24 protein-coding genes and 1 tRNA gene are annotated in these 23,301 nt (G+C 48.5%); 21 read left to right on the forward strand and 4 right to left on the reverse strand.

The genetic code is table 11. The features are described from left to right. The first annotated feature begins 236 nt into the window (after positions 1 to 236). The 16 genes from thiD (at position 237) to CFT61_RS15045 (ending at position 16,478) form a co-directional block, all read left to right on the forward strand. Positions 237 to 1,061, forward strand: a complete 825-nt coding sequence (gene thiD, locus CFT61_RS14970; protein ID WP_089545205.1) for a bifunctional hydroxymethylpyrimidine kinase/phosphomethylpyrimidine kinase — start codon at positions 237 to 239, stop codon at positions 1,059 to 1,061. 70 nt (positions 1,062 to 1,131) lie between these two features. After that, entirely contained in the window at positions 1,132 to 2,094 is a 963-nt protein-coding gene (locus tag CFT61_RS14975) for a radical SAM/SPASM domain-containing protein (RefSeq protein ID WP_089545206.1), read from the forward strand. Positions 2,095 to 2,118: 24 nt separating this feature from the next. Continuing rightward, positions 2,119 to 2,787 (forward strand): thiamine phosphate synthase, encoded by a 669-nt coding sequence (locus CFT61_RS14980; protein WP_089545207.1) that lies wholly within the window; start codon positions 2,119 to 2,121, stop codon positions 2,785 to 2,787. A gap of 29 nt (positions 2,788 to 2,816) precedes the next feature. Further along, positions 2,817 to 5,399 (forward strand): endonuclease MutS2, encoded by a 2,583-nt coding sequence (locus CFT61_RS14985; protein ID WP_089545208.1) that lies wholly within the window; start codon positions 2,817 to 2,819, stop codon positions 5,397 to 5,399. Between the two features lie 302 nt (positions 5,400 to 5,701). Next, a tRNA-Thr gene (locus tag CFT61_RS14990) sits at positions 5,702 to 5,775 on the forward strand. A 159-nt stretch (positions 5,776 to 5,934) separates the two neighbouring features. Then, positions 5,935 to 6,567, forward strand: coding sequence for a DUF4199 domain-containing protein (locus tag CFT61_RS14995; RefSeq protein WP_089545209.1), 633 nt, complete (start codon positions 5,935 to 5,937; stop codon positions 6,565 to 6,567). 38 nt (positions 6,568 to 6,605) lie between these two features. After that, a complete protein-coding gene (locus tag CFT61_RS15000) occupies positions 6,606 to 7,577 on the forward strand; it encodes a glycosyltransferase family 2 protein (protein ID WP_089545210.1) in 972 nt (323 codons plus the stop codon). Next, a complete protein-coding gene (locus tag CFT61_RS15005) occupies positions 7,565 to 8,047 on the forward strand; it encodes a DUF6452 family protein (RefSeq protein WP_089545211.1) in 483 nt (160 codons plus the stop codon). Before CFT61_RS15000 ends, CFT61_RS15005 begins: the two co-directional genes overlap by 13 nt. Then, the gene (locus CFT61_RS15010) at positions 7,998 to 8,771 is read left to right on the forward strand and encodes a DUF6048 family protein (protein ID WP_254919005.1); all 774 of its coding nucleotides are present in this window, start codon (positions 7,998 to 8,000) and stop codon (positions 8,769 to 8,771) included. Before CFT61_RS15005 ends, CFT61_RS15010 begins: the two co-directional genes overlap by 50 nt. Before the next feature lie 13 nt (positions 8,772 to 8,784). Next, entirely contained in the window at positions 8,785 to 9,801 is a 1,017-nt protein-coding gene (locus CFT61_RS15015; protein ID WP_089545212.1) for an FAD:protein FMN transferase, read from the forward strand. 32 nt (positions 9,802 to 9,833) lie between these two features. After that, the gene (locus CFT61_RS15020; RefSeq protein ID WP_089545213.1) at positions 9,834 to 10,508 is read left to right on the forward strand and encodes a Crp/Fnr family transcriptional regulator; all 675 of its coding nucleotides are present in this window, start codon (positions 9,834 to 9,836) and stop codon (positions 10,506 to 10,508) included. 11 nt (positions 10,509 to 10,519) lie between these two features. Beyond that, entirely contained in the window at positions 10,520 to 12,628 is a 2,109-nt protein-coding gene (locus tag CFT61_RS15025; protein WP_089545214.1) for a M3 family metallopeptidase, read from the forward strand. 65 nt (positions 12,629 to 12,693) lie between these two features. Next, positions 12,694 to 13,143, forward strand: a complete 450-nt coding sequence (locus CFT61_RS15030; RefSeq protein ID WP_089545215.1) for a deoxycytidylate deaminase — start codon at positions 12,694 to 12,696, stop codon at positions 13,141 to 13,143. Between the two features lie 54 nt (positions 13,144 to 13,197). Next, entirely contained in the window at positions 13,198 to 14,874 is a 1,677-nt protein-coding gene (locus CFT61_RS15035; RefSeq protein WP_089545234.1) for a S41 family peptidase, read from the forward strand. A gap of 2 nt (positions 14,875 to 14,876) precedes the next feature. Further along, entirely contained in the window at positions 14,877 to 15,416 is a 540-nt protein-coding gene (locus tag CFT61_RS15040; RefSeq protein WP_089545216.1) for a 5-formyltetrahydrofolate cyclo-ligase, read from the forward strand. A gap of 447 nt (positions 15,417 to 15,863) precedes the next feature. Next, positions 15,864 to 16,478 carry a DUF4738 domain-containing protein gene (locus CFT61_RS15045; protein WP_367379347.1) on the forward strand — a complete coding sequence of 205 codons (615 nt, stop codon included), beginning with the start codon at positions 15,864 to 15,866 and terminating at the stop codon, positions 16,476 to 16,478. Positions 16,479 to 16,512: 34 nt separating this feature from the next. Here the strand turns inward: CFT61_RS15045 and CFT61_RS15050 are convergent, their stop codons facing one another. Continuing rightward, positions 16,513 to 16,803 carry a DUF721 domain-containing protein gene (locus CFT61_RS15050; protein WP_089545217.1) on the reverse strand — a complete coding sequence of 97 codons (291 nt, stop codon included), beginning with the start codon at positions 16,801 to 16,803 and terminating at the stop codon, positions 16,513 to 16,515. 59 nt (positions 16,804 to 16,862) lie between these two features. Next, on the reverse strand, positions 16,863 to 17,963 hold the full coding sequence (gene recF, locus CFT61_RS15055; protein ID WP_089545218.1) for a DNA replication/repair protein RecF: 1,101 nt from the start codon (positions 17,961 to 17,963) through the stop codon (positions 16,863 to 16,865). Between the two features lie 156 nt (positions 17,964 to 18,119). On the opposite strand from recF, the gene CFT61_RS15060 reads away from it, so the two are divergent. The 5 genes from CFT61_RS15060 to CFT61_RS15080 all read left to right on the forward strand — a co-directional run bounded on the left by CFT61_RS15060 (position 18,120) and on the right by CFT61_RS15080 (position 22,144). Further along, the gene (locus tag CFT61_RS15060; protein WP_089545219.1) at positions 18,120 to 18,815 is read left to right on the forward strand and encodes a tetratricopeptide repeat protein; all 696 of its coding nucleotides are present in this window, start codon (positions 18,120 to 18,122) and stop codon (positions 18,813 to 18,815) included. Positions 18,816 to 18,826: 11 nt separating this feature from the next. Next, entirely contained in the window at positions 18,827 to 19,303 is a 477-nt protein-coding gene (gene ribH, locus CFT61_RS15065) for a 6,7-dimethyl-8-ribityllumazine synthase (RefSeq protein ID WP_089545220.1), read from the forward strand. Positions 19,304 to 19,422: 119 nt separating this feature from the next. Further along, the gene (locus CFT61_RS15070) at positions 19,423 to 20,106 is read left to right on the forward strand and encodes a DUF4230 domain-containing protein (protein ID WP_089545221.1); all 684 of its coding nucleotides are present in this window, start codon (positions 19,423 to 19,425) and stop codon (positions 20,104 to 20,106) included. A 41-nt stretch (positions 20,107 to 20,147) separates the two neighbouring features. Continuing rightward, positions 20,148 to 20,729: a DUF4230 domain-containing protein gene (locus tag CFT61_RS15075; protein ID WP_089545222.1), complete on the forward strand. Its 582-nt coding sequence runs from the start codon at positions 20,148 to 20,150 to the stop codon at positions 20,727 to 20,729. A gap of 38 nt (positions 20,730 to 20,767) precedes the next feature. Then, entirely contained in the window at positions 20,768 to 22,144 is a 1,377-nt protein-coding gene (locus CFT61_RS15080) for an alanine/glycine:cation symporter family protein (RefSeq protein WP_089545223.1), read from the forward strand. A gap of 20 nt (positions 22,145 to 22,164) precedes the next feature. Here CFT61_RS15080 and CFT61_RS15085 read toward each other — a convergent pair whose 3' ends face one another. Together CFT61_RS15085 and CFT61_RS17480 are read right to left on the reverse strand one after the other, a co-directional pair. After that, positions 22,165 to 22,743 carry a GNAT family N-acetyltransferase gene (locus CFT61_RS15085; protein WP_089545224.1) on the reverse strand — a complete coding sequence of 193 codons (579 nt, stop codon included), beginning with the start codon at positions 22,741 to 22,743 and terminating at the stop codon, positions 22,165 to 22,167. A gap of 118 nt (positions 22,744 to 22,861) precedes the next feature. Continuing rightward, positions 22,862 to 23,035 carry a BRO-N domain-containing protein gene (locus CFT61_RS17480; protein WP_089545225.1) on the reverse strand — a complete coding sequence of 58 codons (174 nt, stop codon included), beginning with the start codon at positions 23,033 to 23,035 and terminating at the stop codon, positions 22,862 to 22,864. Positions 23,036 to 23,301: the final 266 nt, after the last annotated feature.

Raw genomic sequence — 23,301 nt, forward strand, 5'->3', positions numbered from 1 at the left:
ATATCACCTTCCCAGATCTTTGATATTATCACCCTGTTCTATCATGCTATCTCCTCAAATATATACATTCTCCTAGCATAAGCGTTCCCCGAAATAGATATAATGAATAAAAAGTAAGCCCAACTATCAAATTTATCCATAAAAGAGGATGATAATTCAATAAATAATTGTACTTTTGCAATATAAATATAGGAATGACTATACTTCTGCAAAAGTAATATATAAAAAAAGGAGACATGAGATACTACACAGCATTAACAATAGCCGGCTCTGACAGTTGCGGAGGAGCTGGCATTCAGGCAGACATCAAGACGATGTCGGCATTGGGCGTATATGCCGCTTCCGCAATCACAGCCATCACCGTACAGAACACCAAGGGAGTGTATGGCATTCAGAATGTGGAACCGGAAATCGTGAAAGGACAGATAGAGGCCGTGATGGAAGATATCCACCCTGATGCTATAAAGATAGGTATGGTTAATGACTGCGATACCATTCGTGCCATCGCAGAAACCCTCAAGAAATACCAGGAAAGCTTCCAGCATCTCGTTATCGACCCAGTCATGGTATCTACCAGTGGCTGCCGACTGATGCAGGAGGATGCACTCGATGTATTCATCACCGAACTGCTGCCTTTAGCCACCCTGCTCACCCCAAATATCCCAGAGGCAGAAATTCTTGCCAATAGAAAAATAGAGAATGCAGAAGATATCAAAGCTGCCGCAGCTGCCATCAGCAAACTGGGATGCAGATATGTATTAATCAAGGGCGGTCATTTTGATGGAGAGGAGAAGATAGACTACCTCTTCGAGGGCGGAAAGCAGAAGACCAGCTATCGTGGCATCAGTGTAAACACCCGCAATACCCACGGCACCGGCTGTACCCTATCCTCAGCCATCACCTCTTATCTGGCAAGAGAAATGGATATGAATACAGCCATCGCCATGGCTAAAACCTATCTTTCAGGTGCCATTCTGGCAGGTAAGGACATTAAGATTGGAGAAGGTCACGGTCCAGTGAACCACTTCTACGAACCAAAATCATTATTTACCAAAAGCTGAAAAAGAGCGAAAACAATAAGCCGCTCATGAAAAAGCTGATAAAACAGAGAAGAGAAAAGACAAAGAAAGAATGATTGATCGTTGTTACATAGAAATCACAAACACCTGTAATCTCAACTGTCACTTCTGTCCCAAGCACACCCGGGAAAAGCGACAGTTGAGTGCAGAGGAATTCAACCTGCTCACCGACAAGATCCGGGGAAAAGTTTGTTTCCTCTATTTCCATCTGATGGGTGAGCCCCTGCTCCATCCCCTGCTGCCACAGTTTATCACAACGGCACGCGAAAAAGGATTCAAGACGGTGCTTACCTCTAATGGAACCCTCCTGCACCGTGCCATGGACCTCCTCGACACCCTACCCCATAAGATACAACTCTCCCTCCATTCCCACGAAAGCAATGCCAAGGGAGAGCTCTCCAGCTATATGGATGAGGTGATGACCTTCTCCACCCAAGCCGCCGCCAAAGGCACCTGTATGGTATTGCGCCTCTGGAACCAAGGCGGAAGGGACAAGGAAAACGAGGAAGTGATGCGACTCATCGAGAAATACGTACCCAAGCCATGGAAGGAACGCCCTGACGGGTTCCGACTTTGCGATCATCTATATCTGGAGTTTGACCGGAAATTCGAATGGCCTAACTTCGAAAACGACATCAAGAAAGGGGATGATAACAAGAACAAAGATGAAAACAGAAACAAAGACGAAATAAGCAAGGGAAAAGACAAAGATGAAATAAGCGAGGAAAAAGACAAGAACGAAGGCAACGGCGAAAATCGGGAAGTCTTCTGCAAAGCATTGCTGAAGCAGATAGGCGTTCTTGCCGACGGAAGTCTCGTACCTTGCTGTCTCGACCATAACGGCGATGTCATTTTGGGCAACCTGCTCCATCAGTCACTCGAAGAAATCCTCTCTTCCCCCCGTGCCCAGGCAATGACAGAAGGCTTCAAACACCATACTGCCACAGAAGCACTCTGCCAGAACTGCGAATCAGCACTCGTAAGAAATAGCTTCCGAGGAAAAGCAAGAAACTAAGAAAACATCTAAAAGCAAGAAGAAATGAAATGGATTATAATCACAACACCAACCTTTATTTCGCATGAAGCAAAGTACATCGACCAGCTTTTTGAAGCAGGAATCGATCTGCTCCATCTGCGCAAACCCGATTCTACACCAGAAGAATGCGAGCAACTGCTCCAGAAGATTGACCCGAAATGGTATCCTCAGATCGTGATTCACGACCACTTCGAACTCTGCGAGAAATACCATCTCCATGGCATTCACCTCAACCGGAGAAACAGCCAGATTCCAGAGAACTTCCAGGGAAGCATCTCCCGCTCCTGCCACAGTTTCGAGGAAGTCACCGAATCGTTAGATAACGCTAGTTCCGATTTTTCAAAGGGATCGAAGCCAACATTCGATTACGTATTCCTCAGTCCCATCTTCGACAGCATTTCGAAGAAAGGCTACAAGCATACCTTCTCCAACAGAGATTTGGAAGATGCAGGCAACAGCGGCATCATCAACGAAAAGGTGATTGCCCTTGGCGGCATTATTCCTCAATTCATTCCCCAGCTGCGCGCCTGGAACTTTGGCGGAGCAGCTTTCCTGGGTGACGTTTGGAACCGACGACACGAATACAACTGGAAGGAATACCTGACAGATATCAGACAAAGATTAACACCACGAGGAGCCAAGAACACACTTAATGGTTCAAATGTTTGGTAGTTAGCCAAAATAGTTGTACTTTTGCACCCATGATTTATCCAGATAATTTTGAAAACAAGATAGGATTCAATGAAATCCGTAAAATGCTGCGCGAAAGATGTCTCTCTCCACTTGGCAAGGAACAGGTGGACAAGATGTCTTTCAGCAGCGACGCAGAACTCGTTAACGAGTGGCTCATGCAGGTGCGTGAGTTCCGTAGATTGATGGAGGAAGTAGAAGACTTTCCCCTTCAATATTTCTATGACGTAAGAGAAAGCATCCTCCGTATCCGTGTGGAAAACACTCACTTAGAAGAGGATGAACTGTTCGATTTAAGACGTTCGCTTGCCACCATCGCAGGAATGGTAAAGATTCTGAATCACAGCGACGAGGATGATGGTCACGGCGAACCGGAAGATGGCTGGCGCAGAGAAAAGCAGTATCCTTATCCTGCCCTCCATCGCCTTTCACAAGATGTGATGACATTCCCACAGTTGATTCAGCGCATCGACCAGATTCTCGACAAGTTTGGTAAGATTCGCGACAATGCGACCCCTGAACTTCTCCAGATCCGCAGAGAACTGGCTAAGACTGAGGGAAGCATCTCGCGTACCTTATATAGTATTCTGCGCTCGGCACAGAGCGAAGGCATCGTAGAGAAAGATGTTACCCCAACCCTGCGCGACGGCCGACTGGTTATCCCTGTCATCCCTACCCTCAAGCGCCGAATCAAGGGTATCGTTCACGACGAGAGTGCCACCGGAAAGACCGTCTTCATCGAGCCAACCGAAGTGGTGGAGGCCAACAACCGCGTGCGCGAACTGGAAGGAGAAGAGCGAAAGGAAATCATCCGAATCCTTACCGATTTCACCAACAAGGTGCGCCCATTCTCCAAGGAAATACTGGACAGCTACCGCTTCCTCGCCATCATCGACCTGATTCAGGCTAAACAGAAACTCGCCGATGTATTCAAGGCGATAGAGCCAGAGGTAGAAGACCATCCACACGTGGATTGGATCCGTGCCATCCACCCACTCCTCCAGCAATCCCTGCAGAAGAAGAACGAGAAGGTGGTACCACTCGACATCACCCTGACACAGGATAAGCGCATCCTCATCATCTCGGGACCTAACGCTGGAGGTAAGTCAGTATGTCTCAAGACCGTAGGTCTGCTTCAGTATATGCTGCAATGCGGATTGAGCATCCCGGTGAGCGAGCGTTCCAAGACAGGTATTTTCCAGAACATCATGATAGACATCGGTGACGAACAGAGTCTGGAGAACGATCTGAGTACCTACTCTTCTCACCTCTTGAACATGAAGAATATGATGAAGGCAGCCAATGGCGACACCATCATACTGATAGATGAGTTCGGTACAGGTACTGAACCAGGCATTGGCGGCGCCATCGCCGAAGCCGTGCTCGACAAGTTCTGCAAGCAGCAGGCATACGGCGTCATCACCACCCACTATCAGAACCTGAAGCATTTTGCCGACAGTCATGAGGGAGTGGTAAACGGCGCCATGCTTTACGACCGTCACGAGATGAAGGCACTCTTCCAGCTCGCCATCGGTCGTCCAGGTTCATCTTTCGCCATCGAAATCGCAAGAAAGATCGGATTGCCGGAAGAAGTGATCAAGGAGGCATCCGACATCGTAGGTTCCGAATACATCCAGAGCGACAAGTACCTGCAGGATATCGTCCGCGACAAGCGATACTGGGAGAACAAGCGCCAGAATATCCATCAGCGTGAGAAGGATATGGAGAAGACCATCTCGAAATATGAAAGCGACATCGAGGATATCGAGCGCAGCAGAAAGGCGATTCTCAAGAAAGCGAAGGAGGAAGCTGCAGAACTCCTGAAGGAGAGCAACAAGAAGATTGAGAATGCCATCCGAGAGATTCGAGAGAGTCAGGCGGAGAAGGAGGAAACCCGTCGCATCCGTCAGGAACTCGATGCCTTCAAGCAGGAGGTCCAGGAGATTGACACCAAGGATTCGGACGACAAGATTGCCCGCAAAATAGCCCAGATTCAGCAGCGCAAGGAGCGCCATGCCAAGCGCCAGGCTGAGAAAAAGGAGAACCAGGAGAAGGCGGCTGCGGCTCTGCGAAATGCACAGAGCAAGGTACAGAGCGACAGCAAGCGGGAAATCCAGGTGGGCGATACCGTACGAATCAAGGGCCTGACTACGATAGGAAAGGTAGAGAGCATCAATGGCGATACTGCCACCGCAGTATTTGGCGGCATGCGTACCAAGATGCGCCTCAACAGACTGGAGCACGCCACAGCCACAGCCGAAAACGTAGATAAGACCGAGGAGCGCAAGGAGAACCTAGCTTCTTATGGTATCAGCAAGGAGACCCGCAAGACGATAGATGCCCACAAGACCAACTTTCATCAGGATCTGGATGTACGAGGTATGCGTGGCGATGAGGCACTGAATGCCGTTCAGTATTTCATTGATGATGCCATCCTGGTAGGAATGCCAAGAGTTAGAATTCTTCATGGCAAGGGCAATGGAATTCTCCGCCAGCTCATCCGTCAGTACCTGAGCAGCGTTCCAAATGTGACGCATTATGCCGATGAGCATGTTCAATTCGGCGGTGCCGGCATCACGGTAGTTGATTTTTAGAAGAAAAAAGCGCTAGAAAAAGGAGTTATCATCTTCTAAATATAATAAGGTGTAATAGAAAAAAGGGGGCAATTATCTGCCTCCTTTTTCTAAATAAACGTTAACATTACAAACTTTTTCATTGAAAAATTTGGCAGGTTCAGAAATTTGCAGTACTTTTGCACTCGCTTAAAAGCAATAACCGCTTTCAAGTATATGAGACGGACAAGTCTCATACGACCAGCTCCCTCGGAATCCCCCAGGATGGGAACATAGCAAGGGTACTTGGTTGTAGCGGTGCGATATGAATCGCTTGTCCACCCGCCTCTTTAGCTCAGTTGGCCAGAGCACGTGATTTGTAATCTCGGGGTCGTTGGTTCGAATCCGACAAGAGGCTCAAAAAAGGAATCTTCTTTCAGAAGGTTCCTTTTTTTTGTTTTCAAAACCATTCTATCTTTAATTATCTATAAATATTCTCCCCCTTTACACCTTATATAATAAAAAAGTTGTATTTTTGCAAATTGATATGTTACATTCGTAGAAATACATTAAGACAATGAATACAGAAAATAACGAGAAGCAAGAAGAAAAGAAGAACGATGAACAGAGCCAGACAAAGTTCGACAACTCTGATCAGAAGATCAAGATCTTTGTGATTGATACAGGTAAGATCAAACAGACCAAGGCTTTTGCCCGTCAAGACGGTACCCTGCTTGGTATCGTATGGGTAGCCAGTTTCGTTTGTACCATGCTGGCAGCCGATCCGGAACACCATATTTTGGGATTGTTTTCCAATCTCCTCATCCTCTCCACTCCATTTGTGGTGGCAAAGCGTTTGAAATATTTCCGTGATGTGGTAAGAGAAGGTCATATCTCCTTCAAGCACGGATTGTATTACTGTGTCCAGACATTCTTCTATGCCACCTTGCTGCTCACCATCATACAGTATCTCTGGTTCCGATTCATGAATACCGGCATGTTTATGACCCAGCTCCAGACCAACTACCAGATGATAGCCCAGGCTTATCAGTTGACTGCAGAGGAAACCAAAGCCCTCTTCGATGCCATCACGATGATGAAACCTATCGCATGGGCATCCATGTTTATGATCACCGACCTGGTAGCAGGCGCAGTACTCAGTCCGATTCTCGCTGCCATCTATTCAAAGAAGCGAATCAGCCAGCAGTAACCGGCAAATTAGAAAATCTTAAAACATAACATAAGAAAATGGATATTTCAGTTATAGTTCCTCTTTTCAACGAGGAAGAATCATTGCCAGAACTCTTTGCTTGGATCAAGCGAGTGATGGACACCAACGATTTCACATACGAAGTTATCTTCGTGAACGACGGTTCTACCGACCGTTCATGGAATGTCATAGAAGAGCTTGCCGAGAAGTTCGAGCAGGTAAAAGGCATCAAGTTCCGCCGCAACTACGGAAAGAGTCCGGCACTCTATTGTGGATTCAAGGAGGCACAGGGAGATGTTGTCATCACCATGGATGCAGACCTGCAGGATTCTCCTGATGAGATTCCGGGACTCTACCAGATGATTACCAAGGAAGGCTACGACCTCGTTTCCGGTTACAAGCAGAACCGCAAGCAGGGCGACCCTCTCAGCAAGACCATCCCTACCAAGCTGTTCAATGCTACAGCCCGAAAGGTAAGCGGAATCCATAATCTCCATGACTTCAACTGCGGACTGAAGGCTTATCGCCGCGAAGTAGTCAAGAACATCGAGGTATATGGCGAGATGCATCGCTACATCCCATATCTTGCCAAGAACGCCGGCTTTGCCAAGATTGGCGAAAAACCGGTTCATCACCAGGCACGCAAGTTCGGAACATCCAAGTTCATGGGCTGGAACCGTTTCGTAAACGGCTATCTCGACCTGATGACCCTCTGGTTCCTCAGCAACTTCGGCAAGAAGCCAATGCACGTATTCGGATTCCTGGGCAGTCTCGTGTTCTTCATCGGCTTCCTCTCGCTCATCGGCTTGGGCATCGACAAGAGCATCGACCTCTACCATGGCGTATATGGTCATCTCATCACCGACTCCCCATACTTCTACATTGCGCTCATCGCTATGGTACTGGGTAGCCAGTTCTTCCTTGCCGGATTCCTGGGCGACCTGATCAGCCGTCAGAATCCAAACCGTAACGATTATCAAATAGAAAAGGAAATAAGATGCGGAAAATAATACCAATGGTCATCCTGATGATGGTGCTCACGATGGTAGGGTGTTCCACCCTCGACTGCCCGCTCAACAACACGACTTACACCAAGTACAAGTTGATGGGCAACATCAAGACCCTGCAGGACACCATGACCATCTCGACCACCAAGACAGCGGGCACCGACAGCGTGCTCATCAACAAGGATGTGAAAGTAGATAGTTTCATTCTTCCGATGAGTTATCATCAGCCGGAGGATGTTTTCTACTTCGAGATTCGCAACCGCGATCATCAGGTGTGGAAAGACACGGTGACCGTGAAGAAGGAGAATTATTCGCATTTCGAGTCTGTGGATTGCGGTCCGTCATTCTTCCATACCATTACGGAGGTGAAGACCACCCACAACTACATCGACTCGATAGTCATCAACAATAAAGAGGTAAATTATGATGCATCTAAAGCACATTTCTATATCTATTTCGGCAATCGCCACTAAGACAGCTTCCATGGGGATAACCAAAGCTGTTTCTTTGGAGATGACAAAAGCTGTAGAGAAAGGAGCTTTCCTTCTGGCTTGTCTTCTGATGCTGGGAGGTGCTTCTGCGAATGCACAGAACCAGAAGAAGATGGCTACAGTGGAGAAGGATACCATCCCGTTGTTCCGCGGAATGGCTGTGGGAGTAGATGTCATCGGACCGGTTCAGCTGATGGTCAGCGATTACGGCCAGTACGAGGCATCCCTCCGTATCAATCTCAAGGACAAGTACTATCCGGTCTTCGAGCTGGGATATGGCAAGGCTGATGCCAGCGACGAGAGTACGAAGATCAATTACAAGACCAGCGCTCCCTATGCCCGCATCGGTATAGACTGGAACCTGCTGAAGAACAAGCACGACGATTACCGTCTGTTCGGTGGCTTCCGCTATGGTTTCACCTTCTTCAAATACGATGTCACCTCTCCTCCTATCCAGGACCCAATATGGGGTGGCGATGTTCCTTATGGAGCCGAAGGCGTGAAGAGCAACTATCACTGGCTGGAAGGAGTCTTCGGAGTAGATGCCAAGATCTGGGGTCCCGTCCGCATGGGATGGAGCTTCCGATACAAACGCCGGTTGGCTAAGAAGGATGGCGAAATAGGCAACTGCTACTATGTGCCGGGCTTCGGTAAGCAAGGCGGTTCCCGATTAGGCGGCACCTTTAACGTTACACTTGAGATATAATGTAAGCAAGACAATGAAAAAAAAGAAACTGATATGGCAGATACCTTTTCTGCTCATTCTGATCATAGGCAGCATCTTCGTGATACGCCAGCAGCGCAACACCCCATTCCAGAAAGATGAGGGTATGGTGTTCGGCACCATCTATCACATCACTTACCAGAGTGATATCAACTATCAGAAAGAGATAGAGGCTGAGTTGCAGAAGGTGGACAATTCACTTTCCCCTTTCAACAAGACCTCCATCATCTCCCGCATCAACCGCAATGAAAAGGTGAAGGTAGATGAGATGTTCAGCGAGGTATTCCAACTCGCCGAGAAGATTTCCGGAGATACAGACGGAGCCTTCGATATCACCGTGGCGCCTATGGTGAATGCCTGGGGATTCGGCTTCAAGACCGGTAACCCTCCTACCCGACAGACCATCGACAGTCTGCGTACCATCGTGGGATTCCACACCGTTTCCCTGCAGGATGGTTACGTCATCAAGAAGAATCCGAAGACGATGCTCGACTGCTCTGCCATTGCCAAGGGATATGGCACCGATGTGGTAGCGAGATTCCTCAAGAAGAAGGGCGTACAGAACTTCATGGTAGAGATAGGTGGAGAAATCGTGGTTAACGGCAACAGCGAGAAATTGCAGCCTTGGCGCATCGGAATCAACAAGCCAACGGATGATTCGCTCAACACCAATCAGGCTATCCAGGATGTAGTCAGCGTAAGCAATATCGCAATGGCCACCAGTGGCAACTACCGCAACTTCTACTATAAGAACGGAAAGAAGTATGCCCACACCATCGACCCGAAGACAGGCTATCCGGTGCAGCACAACATCCTCTCTGCCACCGTATTTGCAGATGACTGTGCCACTGCCGATGCCTATGCCACCTCGTTCATGGTACTGGGATTGGATGGAGCCAAGAAGATCCTGGAGAAACATCCCGAGCTTTGCGCCTATCTGATTTATTCAGACCAGAAGGGCAGCAACCAGATCTGGTATTCTCCTTCCCTTCAGAAGAAGTTGGGAAAATAAAGCTTCAGAAAAAGTAAGAAAAATAAAAAACGATGCAGGAAGATAAGTTATACGATACGCTCTTGAATCTGCCTCTGTTTCTCGGAATGAGCCGCGCCGACCTTCTTCAGATTGCCGGACATACCAAGTTCGATTTCCAGAAGATAGAAGGAGGTGAGACTTTAACCGAGATAGGTGAACCCTATCACCGGTTGCTCTTTCTCCTTTCCGGAGAAGTGGCAGTAGAGACCATGGCAGATGACCGTGGGTATAGAATCGTAGAGACCATCAAGGCGCCGGAGGTATTCATGATAGAACGCCTCTTCGGATACGACCAGCACTCGCCCCATCACTATGTGGCGAGAAATGACTGCAGTCTGATGAGCATCAGCAAGAAAGAAGTGCTGCGACTCGCCAAACAATACGAAATCTTCCACATCAATCTGCTCAACCTCATCTCCACCCAGGCACAGAGAAGCAATCGCCGCCTCTTCAGGGTACCCCCGAAGACGCTCAGCGACAGCATTATCCGATTCTTCGAGAATCATTGCCTACGCCCGGCAGGCGAAAAAAACTTCCACATCAAGATGGATCGCCTGGCACAGGAGCTGAATGTCAAGCGGCTCAAGGTATCTGTGGCGCTCAACGAACTGGAGACCCAGGGACTGATCGAACTCCATCGCGGCAGAATCAGCATCCCTGCACTCGAGAAATTAATCAATAGATAACAATTAAAATTATGCAAGATAATAATTCCACAAAAAATAACGAAACCCAGAAGAGAGAGAATCCTTTCTTCCTGCCCTATGGCACCCCACATTATACAGTCCCTTTCCACCGCATCCAACTCGGTGATTACGAAGAGGCTTTCATGGAAGGTATCCGACGCGATGACGAGGCCACAGACAAGATTATCAATGACCCGGCAGAGCCTACCTTCGAGAATACCATTGCACGCGTAGATACCGAGAAAGGGGAACATTATTACGATCTCCTGAGTCGTGTATCCAATGTATTCTCTTGCATGATGAGTGCTGAAACCTGCGATGAGATGGAAGAACTGGCACAGAAACTGAGTCCGATCCTCACCAAGCATGCCAACGATATCACCCTGAACAAGAAGCTCTTCGAGCGCATCAAGTTCGTTCACGACCATCCCAACCGTAAGCTCAATGCCGAGGAACAGATGCTCCTCGACACCAGTTACGACGGATTCGTGCGCAGCGGTGCCCTGCTCGATGAAGAAGGCAAGGAGAAGCTGCGCAAGCTCACCGAGGAGGCAAGCATGCTTACCCTCCAGTTCTCGCAGAATCTGCTGAAGGAAAACAAGGCTTACACCCTGCATATCACCGATAAGGATCAGCTCGACGGACTCCCAGAGACCGCCATCGCAGCCGCTGCCCATAATGCAAAGGAGAAGAACGAAGAGGGATGGCTCTTCACCCTCGACTTCCCTAGCTACTCTCCTTTCATGACCTACTCTACCCAGCGCGAACTCCGCAAGCAGATGTACATGGCGAGAAATACCGTCTGTACCCACGACAACGAGCAGAACAACCTGCAGATCTGTCAGCGACTGGTCAACCTGCGCAGAGAGCTGGCACAGCTTCTGGGCTTCGAGACCTATGCCGATTACGTACTCCGTCATCGTATGGCAAGCACCACAGAGAATGTGTATAAGCTTCTGAACGATCTCATCGATGCCTACAAGCCTACCGCCATCCACGAGACGGCAGAGGTAGAGGCACTCGCCAAGAAACTGGAGGGCGATGATTTCGAGATGCAGCCATGGGATTTCGGATTCTATTCTCATAAGCTCCAGATGGAGAAGTACAATCTCGATGCAGAGATGCTTCGTCCTTATTTCCAGCTTGATAAGGTGATTGACGGCGTATTCGGTCTTGCCAACAAGCTCTACGGCATCACCTTCCAGGAGAACAAGGACATCCCGGTCTATCATCCTGATGTCAAGGCATACGAGGTATTCGATAAGGATGGCAGCTATCTGGCTGTCTTCTATGCCGACTTCTTCCCTCGCAAGGGCAAGCAGGGAGGTGCCTGGATGACAGAGTTCCAGGGACAGTGGATAGATTACAAGGGCACCAATGTGCGCCCTCATGTCAGCGTGGTAATGAACTTCACCAAGCCTACCGCCGAGAAGCCAGCCCTCCTGACACTGGGCGAGGTAGAGACCTTCCTCCACGAGTTTGGTCACAGCCTCCACGGCATGTTTGCCAACACCCGTTTCGAGAGTCTTTCGGGCACCAATGTATGGTGGGACTTCGTAGAGTTGCCATCCCAGTTTATGGAAAACTATGCGGTGGAGAAGGATTTTCTGCGCACCTTTGCCTTCCATTACGAGACAGGCGAACCATTGCCGGACGAACTCATCGAGCGCATCGTGAAGAGCCGCAACTTCATGACGGCCAATGCCTGCCTGCGACAGGTAAGTTTCGGATTGCTGGATATGGCATACTATACCAAGAAGGATGCCTTCACCGAAGATATCATCCCATTTGAGAAGGAGGCATGGAAAAAGGCGATGATCTTCCCTCAGTTGCCTGATACCTGCATGACCGTACAGTTCTCTCATATCATGGCAGGTGGATATGCAGCAGGTTACTACAGCTACAAGTGGGCAGAGGTGCTCGATGCCGATGCCTTCAGCGTATTCAAGAAGAACGGCATCTTCGATCAGGCTACCGCCCAGAGCTTCCGCGACAATATCCTTTCTAAGGGAGGCACCGAGCATCCGATGACCCTCTACAAGCGATTCCGCGGACAGGAACCAACCATCGATGCCCTGCTCGAACGCAACGAGATCAAGAGGAATGTAGAATCTAAATAAGATATGTAGTATCTAAAGTAGAATCTATATAGAAAATGTTGAATCTAAATAGAAAATGTTGAAGGATGGAAAATCAACTTTCTAAACAGAAGAAGCTCGACCTGCGCTACCTGCGCATGGCTTGCATCTGGGCTGAGAACAGCTACTGCAAGCGCCGCCAGGTAGGAGCGCTGGTGGTGAAGGACAAGATGATCATCAGCGATGGATACAATGGAACTCCCAGCGGATTCGAGAACATCTGCGAAGAGAACAATGTAACCAAGCCATACGTTCTGCATGCCGAGGCCAACGCCATCACCAAGCTGGCACGCAGCAGCAACAACAGCGAGGGCAGCACACTCTATGTCACTGCCTCTCCCTGCATCGAATGCTCCAAGCTCATCATCCAGTCGGGCATCAAGCGTGTGGTCTATGCCGAGAAATACCGCCTCACCGACGGTGTGGATCTTCTGAAACGTGCAGGAGTTGTGGTAGAATACATGAATCCGGATGAAGAAGAAGCCTCACAGGATTAAAGAGAGAAAAAGAGAGAAAGAAACGTTAGTATATTAAATTAGTTAGTTATGAATATGAATAAGAATAAGACCAATCGGTATATGCCCTTCATCATGGCGATCTGCGTTGTGCTGGGCATCATCATCGGCACATTCTTTTCGAATCATTTCGCCGGCAACCGACTCAATGTCATCAACAGTGGAAGCAACCGTCTGAACAACCTGCTCCACCTCATCGATGACCAGTATGTAGATGCCGTGAACATCGATTCGCTGGTAGATAAGGCGATTCCTCAGATTCTTGCCGAACTGGATCCTCACTCTGTCTATATCAGTGCGAAGGATGCAGCAGCTGCCACCGACGACCTCAAGGGTTCGTTCTCGGGCGTAGGCATCGAGTTTGTCATCCGCCAGGACACCATCCATGTGCAGAATGTGATACAGAACGGACCAGCCGAAAAGGCTGGATTGCTGGCAGGTGATAAGATTGTAGCCGTAGATGGCAAGCCTTTCGTAGGCAAGATTGTCACCAATCAGGAAGCGATGCACCGCCTCAAGGGTCCTAAGGATACCAAGGTGAAGATTGGCGTCATCCGCTATGGCAGCAAGAAGGTGCAGACCTTCACCGTCACCCGTGGCGAAATACCTACCAAGAGTGTCACCGCTGCCTATATGCTCGATGACAACACCGGATATATCCGCATCAAGAACTTCGGCGAGAACACCTATCCAGAGATGCTCATCGCACTGGCAAAACTCTCACAGCAGGGATTCAAGAATCTCTGTATCGACCTGCGCGACAACTCGGGTGGTTATCTCACAGCCGCTGTGAACATGGCAAACGAGTTCCTGCCAGAGAAGAAACTCATCCTCTATACCCAGGGCCGCAAGTCGCCTCGCCAGGATTACATGAGTGATGGCAAGGGTTCCTACAAGAAGATTCCGATGGTTGTGCTCATCAATGAGGGTTCTGCTTCTTCGGCTGAGATCTTTGCAGGAGCCATGCAGGACAACGACCGTGCCACCATCATCGGCCGCCGTTCGTTCGGTAAGGGATTGGTACAGCAGCAGATTGAGTTCCCAGACCACAGTCTCATCCGTCTTACCATCGCCCGCTACTATACTCCATCAGGCAGATGTATCCAGAAGCCATACACCCTGGGCGACAGCGGTGACTACGAGCAGGATCTCCTCACCCGTTATGAGCATGGCGAGTTCTTCTCGCAGGATAGCATCAAGCATACCGGTCCGGCTTACCATACCGGAATTGGCAGAGTGGTTTATGGCGGTGGTGGCATCACTCCAGATATCTTCGTTCCTGAAGATACCCTGGGTATGACATCTTACTTCAAGGAAGCGAGCATGAGCGGACTGATTCTCCAGTTTGCGTTTACCTATACGGACGACAACCGTCCTAAGTTGAACAATTTCAAGGAGATGATGGAACTCGCCGATTATCTTGATAAGCAGAACCTGGTAGAGCAGTTTGCCGTTTATGCCGACAAGCGCGGACTGAAGCGCCGTAACCTTCTCATCCGCAAGTCTCACAAGCTGCTGGACCGTGTTCTCGACAGCCGCATCATCTACAATATGCTGGATGAGCAGGCATGGACAGAATACATCAACCAGGATGATCCTGTAATCAGGAAAACTCTTGAGGTCTTCAATAATCACGCCGCCTTCCCTAAGAAGCCTGCTGCAAAGGCAACAAAGGCTGCAAGGGCTGCAGGCAAAGTGGTAAAGAAGAAATAAGCATGGATAAGAAAGAATTAAGAAAAATAATAAGAGATAGAAAGCGACAGTATTCCTCAAGTACTCTTGAGGAACTGTCGCTTTCTGTTTTATCTCATCTCGAAGAGAATGGGCATCTGCAGTCTGCTCATACAGTGATGATGTACTATTCCCTCCCCGACGAGGTGAATACCCATCGTTTCATCGACCATCTGGTGGCTTGCGGCAAGAAGGTATTATTGCCCGAAGTAATAGACGACCGGAATATAGTGCTCCGTGAATACAGCGGAAGAGCGGATTTAAGAGAAGGTGCCTATCATATTATGGAGCCTGCAGGAGCCCTTTTCCCTCCCCATCGCTACAGTGAGATAGATGTAGCCATCATCCCGGGTATGGCATTCGATATCCAGGGTAATCGTCTGGGCAGGGGCAAGGCCTATTACGACCGCTTCCTCCCGAAGATTCCTGGAGCCTACAGAATAGGCATCGCCTTCCCCTTCCAGCTCCTGTCTCAGATTCCAACGGAGGAAACAGATATCGCCATGAATGAAATCATCTCGTAATAAAAGAGAGCAACCTCATATAAAAGAAATCGTCTCGTAAGTAAGAGATCATCTCATAAAAAAAAGCATTTTTTCGCAGGAAAATACAATATAATGCGGGAAAATACGTTAATAAAAGAAAAAAAGACGATTTTTTATTCTCCCCGATTAAACCTTTTAGGATTTTCGGGGTCAAATTAAACGATTAGAATTCATAAACTGAACTTTTATTATATCGTGTAAGATTCAATAGGAAATTTATTAGTTAGTATTTAGGTAGATGAAGCACCGGCTTGTGAAAGTCGATGCTTTTTTCGTTTTTTAACGGCAAACAATATGATTTCTCGCTTTTTTTTACTACTTTTGTACTTTAAAAAGAAAACAATGCAAATCAAAAAGGCATTGCATTCAAAGCAATAACAAAACAATGCAAATCAAAAAGGCATTGCCATCAAAACATAAACAACAATGATGAAACGAAGTAACTACATATTATTATCCATTCTGGCAATAGGTCTCATGGCTTCTTGCGCAGAAAAGAAAAAGAGCCAGATTATCATTGCCCCCAAACCTGTGGCACAGGTAACCAACAAACCCACCCAGGAGATGAGCGGATATGAACAGTCAAGAGATGTAGAATGGCTGGGCAACCATTACAAGGTGGTAGTGAAGCGAGAAGCCGACCACGAATTACCCATCATCCAACTGGACAAGACCAACAAGTATTACGATAATAAGATCACCATCCGCATTCTGAGAAGCGATGGTACCGAGTTCTTCAACCGCACCTTTACAAAGGCTGCCTTTGAAAGCAATCTCGATAAGAAGACGAAATCGACGGGAGCCCTTCTGGGCATCGTTTTCGATAAGGCAGAAGGAAACAATCTCTGTTTTGCAGCCAGTGTCGGTTCCCCGGATATCACCAGCGATGAATATCTTCCATTGGTACTGAAAATATCAAGAATGGGTGCCGTCAGCATCAGCAACGACCAGGTTCTTGATACCGAATCCAATACCGAATCCACCTCTTCAGCCTCTTCTACTTCCAAAGAAGAATCAGAAGATGATGAAGAAGGAGTATAAACAAGAAATTCTATTAAGCGCAAGAAGTTTGCGCTTAATAGAATCTGATATCAGCAATCACCATGCTTCCCACCTGCTCGTTCAATCTGCGAACCAGGATGGAGCGATTCATGGTAAGATCTGCCCTCAGTGCCGGATTCATCACTTTCACAAACAGCGTCTGGTTCTTGATGAATTTCTCACCGCAATAGGCTGCGATAGGTGCCCCTACCACAGTCTCCCAACTATCTATCAGACGTCTCTGCTGCAAAGGCGTCTCCAATCCCTGGTTTCTCAGAAACTCAGGCAATAGTTCTGCTATCGATTTTACTTTCTGTCTAAACATAAGCTATTCCTCCTAAACATACGCTATCTAAAAACATACGTTATTAAATATACGCTATTCTAAACATACGCAATTTCTCCATTATTCACCTCAAAAATCCGAAAATCGCCATTCAGTCGATGGAGAATCTGATCCAGATGATCCCTATTCGTATCCGTGATGAAAATCTGACCGAAGCTGTCACTCGATACCAGTTGAACGATGGCTTCAACTCTCTGAGCATCAAGCTTATCAAAGATATCATCCAGCAGCAGCAAAGGAGTGGTATTCGAACATGTACGCTGCAGGAAACTGAACTGCGCCAGCTTCAGGGCAATCACATAACTCTTGTTCTGTCCCTGACTTCCCTCGCGCTTCATCTGATAATCTCCGATGGTAAATTCCAGGTCATCCCTATGCATGCCGTGCAATGAATATCCTACGGCTCTATCCTTGAACCGGTCACGCTGAATCACCTCCAGCAACGGTCCCCTCTGGCAGTGGGAGATATAATGCAGCCCCACCTTCTCCTGGTTGCCCGAAATATGCTGGTAAATCTCCTGAAACAGCGGCACCAGTTCGCTCACAAACGCCTGTCTCTTGGCATAGAGCATTTCTCCGTTCATCGCCATCTGCTGTTCCCAGAGTTCCATCAGCGTAGCATCCGATTCCTCCTCCATCTTCAGCAGCGCATTTCTCTGCTGCAGCGCCTTGTTGTAGTTGTTCAGCGCCTCGATATACGTATTGTCGTATTGCGAAATCACCACATCCATCAGCTTTCTTCTCTCCTCGCTTCCGCCTTCTATGAGCGAAACATCCGAAGGCGAAACATAGATGAGCGGGATGAGTCCGATGTGCTGCGAGAGCCTTTTATACTCCTTCTTGTTGCGCTTGAAGTGCTTCTTGGTGCCCCTTTTCATGCCGCAGTAGATGTTCTCCATATCTCCATTATCGCTCTCGTAGTTGCCCTCCAGCATGAAGAAAGCCTCGTCGTGCGTGATGATCTGCGAATCGATGGGATTGTTGGCGCTCCTGCAAAACGAGAGATAGTAAATGGCATCGAGAAAGTTGGTCTTACCCATACCATTATGGCCGATAAGACAGTTAATCTTGGGCGAAAGCTCCAGGTTGGCGCCCTTGATGTTTTTGTAATTAATAATGGAAATATTCTTTAAAATCATAGATACTTTTCTGCTAATTGACTGCAAAGTTAGCAGAAAAAGCCCAAAAAACGAAAAAAGTAGGCTAGAAATTTCAATATCTGAATAAAAATCAGTAAATTTGCAACCTAAAAGAGCTAGGAATAACAAAGAATAATAAAAAACAAAAAATAAGAAATGGCAAACAACAACGTACAGGCTCAGGAAATCGAGAGCCTTAACATTAGTGAGGCCTTCTTCGTGAAGTACAAGAAGGCAATTATGATCGCAGTGGTAGCATTGATCGTTATCATCGCAGGTGTATTCGCTTACATGTCTCAGATTGCAGGTCCTCGTGAGGACAAGGCAAGCACCTTGCTCGGCAAGGGTCAGACCTATTTCCAGAACGAGATGTATGAGCAGGCACTCAACGGCGATGGCGCTGGCTACGTAGGCTTCGCAAAGATTGCCAGCGAATACGGCAGCACCAATGCAGGCAACCTCGCCAACCTCTATGCAGGTCTCTGCTATGCCAACCTCGGCAAGTGGGCAGAGGCAGAGAAGAGCCTTGATGCATTCTCATCTAAGGACGACGAGATGATCAGCCCAGCCGCTCAGGCAGCCCTCGGCGATGCATACGCTCACCTCAACAAGCTTGATGATGCCGTAGCCGCTTTCAAGAAGGCAGCTTCCATGGCAGACAGCAAGGCAGAGGATGATGCCAACAACTCACTCTCTCCTGCCTTCCTCATCAAGGCTGGCGAAATCCTGGAGAGCCAGAACAAGAAGGCAGAGGCTTTGAGCATCTATCAGGACATCAAGAAGAAGTATGTAAACTCTATGCTCGTTCAGAGCTCTGAGATTGATAAGTATATCGAGCGTGCTTCCAACTAAATCAGAACATTATGGCAACAGCACTTCATAATTTGTCGGAATACGACTTTTCCAAGATTCCAGATGCCAGCAACATGTGCTTCGGTATCGTGGTAGCAGAATGGAACCCAGAGATTACAGGCGCCTTGCTCGATGGAGCTGTCAAGACGCTGGAGAAGCATGGAGCCATCCCTGAGAACATCCATGTGAAGACCGTACCGGGAAGCTTCGAGCTTATCTACGGCGCCCATCAGATGGTGCTCAATGGCGGCTACGATGCAGTCATCATCCTGGGTAGTGTGATTCGTGGCGAGACTCCGCACTTCGACTATATCTGCGAGGGTGTCACCTACGGTATTGCGCGCCTCAATGCCACACAGGAAATCCCTGTCATCTACGGACTTCTCACCACCAACGACCTCCAGCAGGCGAAGGATCGCTGCGGCGGCAAGTTGGGCAACAAGGGTGACGAGTGCGCTATCGACGCTATCAAAATGGCAAAATTCTAATCACATAAGAAAGCTCTTGACGTTGGGCTAAACCTGACTTCAAGAGCTTTTATTATATCCTTATTATATATTTAATCATATATTCTATATATAGATTGTATAATTATACCCTTATTCGTATGAAGAAAGTATTTTTTATCCTCATCCCGGCGGTTATCCTCAGCCTCCTCTCCTGCTCTCCCAAGAAGCCGGCAGAAGAGAAGAAGAGCGCCATCGATACCATCCCCACGATGGTGATGCAGATACAGAAATGCACGCGCCTTTATACCGCCGAGGCGCACGTTCATAAGATCATCACCCACGTTGACCAGTTCAAGCTTAAGGGTTCCTTCCTGAAGCACGAATTCAACATCCCCGTGCCAGGCTCCAACCGAAAGGTAGCCATCCCCATGGATGCTACCATCAAGGCGTATGTAGATTTCCAGGGATTCTCAGACAGGAATGTGTCCCGTAAAGGCGATAAGATAGAAATCATCCTGCCCGACCCGAAGATGGTGCTCACCAGCACCCGAATCGACCACAAGAAACTGAAACAGTATGTCTCACTCACCCGCAGCAACTACTCCGATGCCGAACTCACCCAGCTGGAACAGCAGGGCAGAGAGAGCATCATCCGCGATATTCCCAACCTCGACCTGATGGAGCAGGCTCGCATCAGTGCAGCCAACACCCTCATCCCGATGCTCATGCAGATGGGTTTCCGGGAAGAGAACATCCAGATCAGCTTCCGCAAGAAGTTCACCCTCGATGATATCAGAGGATTCCTGCAGAACTCGGGAGTGGAGAAGAAAGATAAAAACTAGTGAGAAGAAAGATAAACCCTCAAACTAAGGAGGAATGAGATATGAAGAAATATGGCATCATCCTGCTCACCATCCTTGCCCTCATACTAGCGGGCACGCTCTATTGGCTCAACAAGGATAATACGGTGAGCGTAACCACAGAAGAGCAGACCACCCTGTCGCCTACCCAGGTAGAGAGCATCGAGGCGATAGGCGAATGGGAGTTTCTCGCCATCAGCAACGAGGAACTGGTAGATACCGTTCGTCGCGGCTTCTTCGGCGACGACCAGCTGGTGCGCATCTATTACGGCACCCTGCGCCTGGGCATCAATATGAAAGATGTAAAGGAAGGATGGATCCAGGCAAATGCCGGGAAGGATTCCATCGTCTGCACCCTCCCTCCTATCCGACTGCTGGATAACAACTTCATCGACGAAGCCCGAACCCGCAGCTTCTTCGAAGAAGGAAAGTGGACGGGAGCCGACCGCCAGGCACTCTACGACCGTGCCTATGCCCAGATGAAGAAACGCTGCCTCACCCCAGCCAATATCCGTATCGCCCAGCGCAATGCCAGGCAGCAGTTCCGCGATATGTTCAAGGCTATGGGATTCCCCAATGCCCGGGTAGAGTTTGAAGAAAAATAGATATAGATTTTATAATTGTAATTTAAAGAGAGATTAACATGGAAGCAATCAACGAATTTTTCACATCCTTCAGTTCGTTCCTTTGGGGGTGGCCGATGATCATCCTGCTGCTGGGAACCCACATTTTCCTGACGGTTCGCCTGCGCTTTCCACAGCGTAAGATTTTCCAGGCGATATCGCTGTCCTTCAAGAAGGACAAGAATGCCACTGGCGATGTCTCCCAGTTCGGAGCCCTCGCCACAGCCCTTGCCGCTACCATCGGTACCGGTAATATCATAGGTGTGGCCACTGCCATCGCCCTGGGTGGACCTGGCGCCGTTTTCTGGTGCTGGCTCACCGGTGTCTTCGGCATCTCCACCAAGTATGCCGAAGGTCTTCTTGCCGTGAAATACCGCGTCAAGACCAAGCGTGGAGAGATGCTTGGCGGTCCGATGTATGCCCTCGAAAAGGGATTGGGATGGAAGTGGCTCGGTATCCTCTTCGCCCTCTTTGCCGCCCTCGCCTCCTTCGGCATCGGCAGCACCGTACAGGCGAACGCCATCTCCACACTGGTAGAAAACCAGTATGGCATCAGTCCATACATCACCGGCGCTATCGTCACCCTCCTCGGTGCCGCAGTCATCATCGGTGGTGTGCAGAGCATCTCAAAAGTATGTGGAATGCTTGTGCCTTTCATGGCGATTTTCTATGTGGTGGGCTGCATCTATATCCTGATAGTCAATCACGCCTATCTCCTGCCAGCCCTGAAGGTTATCTTCGAATCCGCCTTTACCACCCGTGCAGCCGGAGGCGGTTTTGCAGGCAGCACCCTCATGATAGCAGCCCGCTATGGTATCGCCCGCGGACTCTTCTCCAACGAGTCGGGACTCGGTTCGGCACCTATCGTAGCTGCCGCCGCCCAGACCCGCAATCCGGTACGCCAGGCGCTGGTATCCTCTACCGGAACCTTCTGGGATACCGTCATCATCTGTGCCCTCACGGGATTGGTCATCACCTCCAGCATCATCGCCTATCCTGACATCGATTACCACGATGGCGCAGCGCTCACCAAGGCAGCCTTCAGCAAGATACCATACATAGGAGCCCCATTGCTTACCATCGGCCTCGCCACCTTCGCCTTCAGCACCACCCTGGGATGGAGCTATTATGGCGAACGCTGCGTAGAGTATCTCAAGGGAAAGCGCTGGATGCTCATCTATCGCATGTTGTATATTGTGAGTATCTTCCTGGGCAGTGTCATCAGCCTCGGACTGGTATGGAATATCGCCGACTGCATGAATGCCCTGATGGCGATACCAAACCTTATCTCCCAGCTCTGCCTCAGCGGCATCATCGTTCACGAAACCCGCAAGTATCTCTGGCGCGGCCAGCTTGACAGGGAGATGAACGAAGATGAGATTGAGGAACTGGAATAGCGGATACCGAAATCAGCGAACTAGCGCAGCGGATACTGGAGATGCTTCATGCTGTGGCCACCCCACACGGCATCATTCACGTATTCGAATCCCATATTGGCATAGAGTCTTTCTGCCTTCGGATTGCCCTTATCCACGAGCAGTCCCACGGCAGGAAGGCCCATTTCCCTGCCCTTTTCTATCACCGCCTTGAGCAGCATCTTGGCGATACCCTTGCCACGGAAGGCAGCAGGCACGGCGAGGCTGTCGATATAGAGTTCGCCCTCCTGGGTTTCCGGATCCATTCCTGTATAGTCGATGCCGAAGGTTTCCTTAGCCTCCTCGATGAATCGCTTGCGCAGCGCCTTGAGCTGTGCACCGTCGTAAGACACGATGATACCAGCAGTAATGCCCTCGCTATTGGTAGCCAGGAGCGTATTGCGGTAGCTATACTGGCTATCCTCCATTCTTACGAGTCTTTCCATCACCTGGTGGAATTCCGCCAGTGTATGATGAGCACCAGCCAGGTTCTGGCAGCATCCTGGGTTCATCGCCTCCATGATGAGCGATGCAATGTGCGACGCCCTGTCAGGCGTAGCCGGTTCAATTTTTATCTTCATTTTTGTTTAGAGTTATATCATTACATTATTTAATTAGTCATCCGATTCCCCTCTTCAAGTCAGAATCGCTTGCAAAGATAGCAAAAACAATCGAGACAAAAGAATTTTTATATATTTTTCACCCTGCCCAACAGTTCATACAGACCATATCCTTGATGCACCGTTTCAGTGCATCAAGATGGTTAACATACTGATTTACAAGCAAATTCATTTTCCTATATTCGAGCACATCGCACAAATTCTTCGCACAGAACCAAGGCTCGCCCTTCTCATTAGCAGCGGTTCTTACCATTCCGAACACCAGATTCTCAAAAACAGCAACCTGCGCAGCTTCCTTCTTGTTGGCTTTCTTCTTATTAAAAAAAATTACACAGAGCTGTCATTTTCATGAAATCACGTATTGGGGAATTTCCATCACAGCTATCACAATAACAGTTATCACAGTTTTTACGGAGGGGGTATCTGAAGGGAAGGAAAATGTTAAATGTAATTTAACTATATATATATAAATATATAATATATATAGTTAGTTCTGGAATGAGAAAAAGAAAAGTGTTT

The organism is Segatella copri, assembly GCF_002224675.1.
Taxonomy (GTDB): domain Bacteria; phylum Bacteroidota; class Bacteroidia; order Bacteroidales; family Bacteroidaceae; genus Prevotella; species Prevotella copri_U.

Excerpts from the sequence above, each read along its gene's own strand:
- CFT61_RS15040 (WP_089545216.1), top strand. The coding sequence starts at position 14,877 with ATGGATAAGAAAGAATTAAGAAAAATAATAAGAGATAGAAAGCGACAG.
- ribH (WP_089545220.1), top strand. The coding sequence starts at position 18,827 with ATGGCAACAGCACTTCATAATTTGTCGGAATACGACTTTTCCAAGATT.
- CFT61_RS14975 (WP_089545206.1), top strand. The coding sequence starts at position 1,132 with ATGATTGATCGTTGTTACATAGAAATCACAAACACCTGTAATCTCAAC.
- CFT61_RS15035 (WP_089545234.1), top strand. The coding sequence starts at position 13,198 with ATGAATAAGAATAAGACCAATCGGTATATGCCCTTCATCATGGCGATC.
- CFT61_RS14995 (WP_089545209.1), top strand. The coding sequence starts at position 5,935 with ATGAATACAGAAAATAACGAGAAGCAAGAAGAAAAGAAGAACGATGAA.
- CFT61_RS15025 (WP_089545214.1), top strand. The coding sequence starts at position 10,520 with ATGCAAGATAATAATTCCACAAAAAATAACGAAACCCAGAAGAGAGAG.
- CFT61_RS15010 (WP_254919005.1), top strand. The coding sequence starts at position 7,998 with ATGATGCATCTAAAGCACATTTCTATATCTATTTCGGCAATCGCCACT.
- thiD (WP_089545205.1), top strand. The coding sequence starts at position 237 with ATGAGATACTACACAGCATTAACAATAGCCGGCTCTGACAGTTGCGGA.
- CFT61_RS15060 (WP_089545219.1), top strand. The coding sequence starts at position 18,120 with ATGGCAAACAACAACGTACAGGCTCAGGAAATCGAGAGCCTTAACATT.
- CFT61_RS15015 (WP_089545212.1), top strand. The coding sequence starts at position 8,785 with ATGAAAAAAAAGAAACTGATATGGCAGATACCTTTTCTGCTCATTCTG.
- CFT61_RS14980 (WP_089545207.1), top strand. The coding sequence starts at position 2,119 with ATGAAATGGATTATAATCACAACACCAACCTTTATTTCGCATGAAGCA.
- recF (WP_089545218.1), bottom strand. The coding sequence starts at position 17,963 with ATGATTTTAAAGAATATTTCCATTATTAATTACAAAAACATCAAGGGC.
- CFT61_RS15000 (WP_089545210.1), top strand. The coding sequence starts at position 6,606 with ATGGATATTTCAGTTATAGTTCCTCTTTTCAACGAGGAAGAATCATTG.
- CFT61_RS15085 (WP_089545224.1), bottom strand. The coding sequence starts at position 22,743 with ATGAAGATAAAAATTGAACCGGCTACGCCTGACAGGGCGTCGCACATT.
- CFT61_RS15045 (WP_367379347.1), top strand. The coding sequence starts at position 15,864 with ATGATGAAACGAAGTAACTACATATTATTATCCATTCTGGCAATAGGT.
- CFT61_RS17480 (WP_089545225.1), bottom strand. The coding sequence starts at position 23,035 with ATGGTAAGAACCGCTGCTAATGAGAAGGGCGAGCCTTGGTTCTGTGCG.
- CFT61_RS15075 (WP_089545222.1), top strand. The coding sequence starts at position 20,148 with ATGAAGAAATATGGCATCATCCTGCTCACCATCCTTGCCCTCATACTA.
- CFT61_RS15080 (WP_089545223.1), top strand. The coding sequence starts at position 20,768 with ATGGAAGCAATCAACGAATTTTTCACATCCTTCAGTTCGTTCCTTTGG.
- CFT61_RS14985 (WP_089545208.1), top strand. The coding sequence starts at position 2,817 with ATGATTTATCCAGATAATTTTGAAAACAAGATAGGATTCAATGAAATC.
- CFT61_RS15070 (WP_089545221.1), top strand. The coding sequence starts at position 19,423 with ATGAAGAAAGTATTTTTTATCCTCATCCCGGCGGTTATCCTCAGCCTC.
- CFT61_RS15005 (WP_089545211.1), top strand. The coding sequence starts at position 7,565 with ATGCGGAAAATAATACCAATGGTCATCCTGATGATGGTGCTCACGATG.
- CFT61_RS15030 (WP_089545215.1), top strand. The coding sequence starts at position 12,694 with ATGGAAAATCAACTTTCTAAACAGAAGAAGCTCGACCTGCGCTACCTG.
- CFT61_RS15020 (WP_089545213.1), top strand. The coding sequence starts at position 9,834 with ATGCAGGAAGATAAGTTATACGATACGCTCTTGAATCTGCCTCTGTTT.
- CFT61_RS15050 (WP_089545217.1), bottom strand. The coding sequence starts at position 16,803 with ATGTTTAGACAGAAAGTAAAATCGATAGCAGAACTATTGCCTGAGTTT.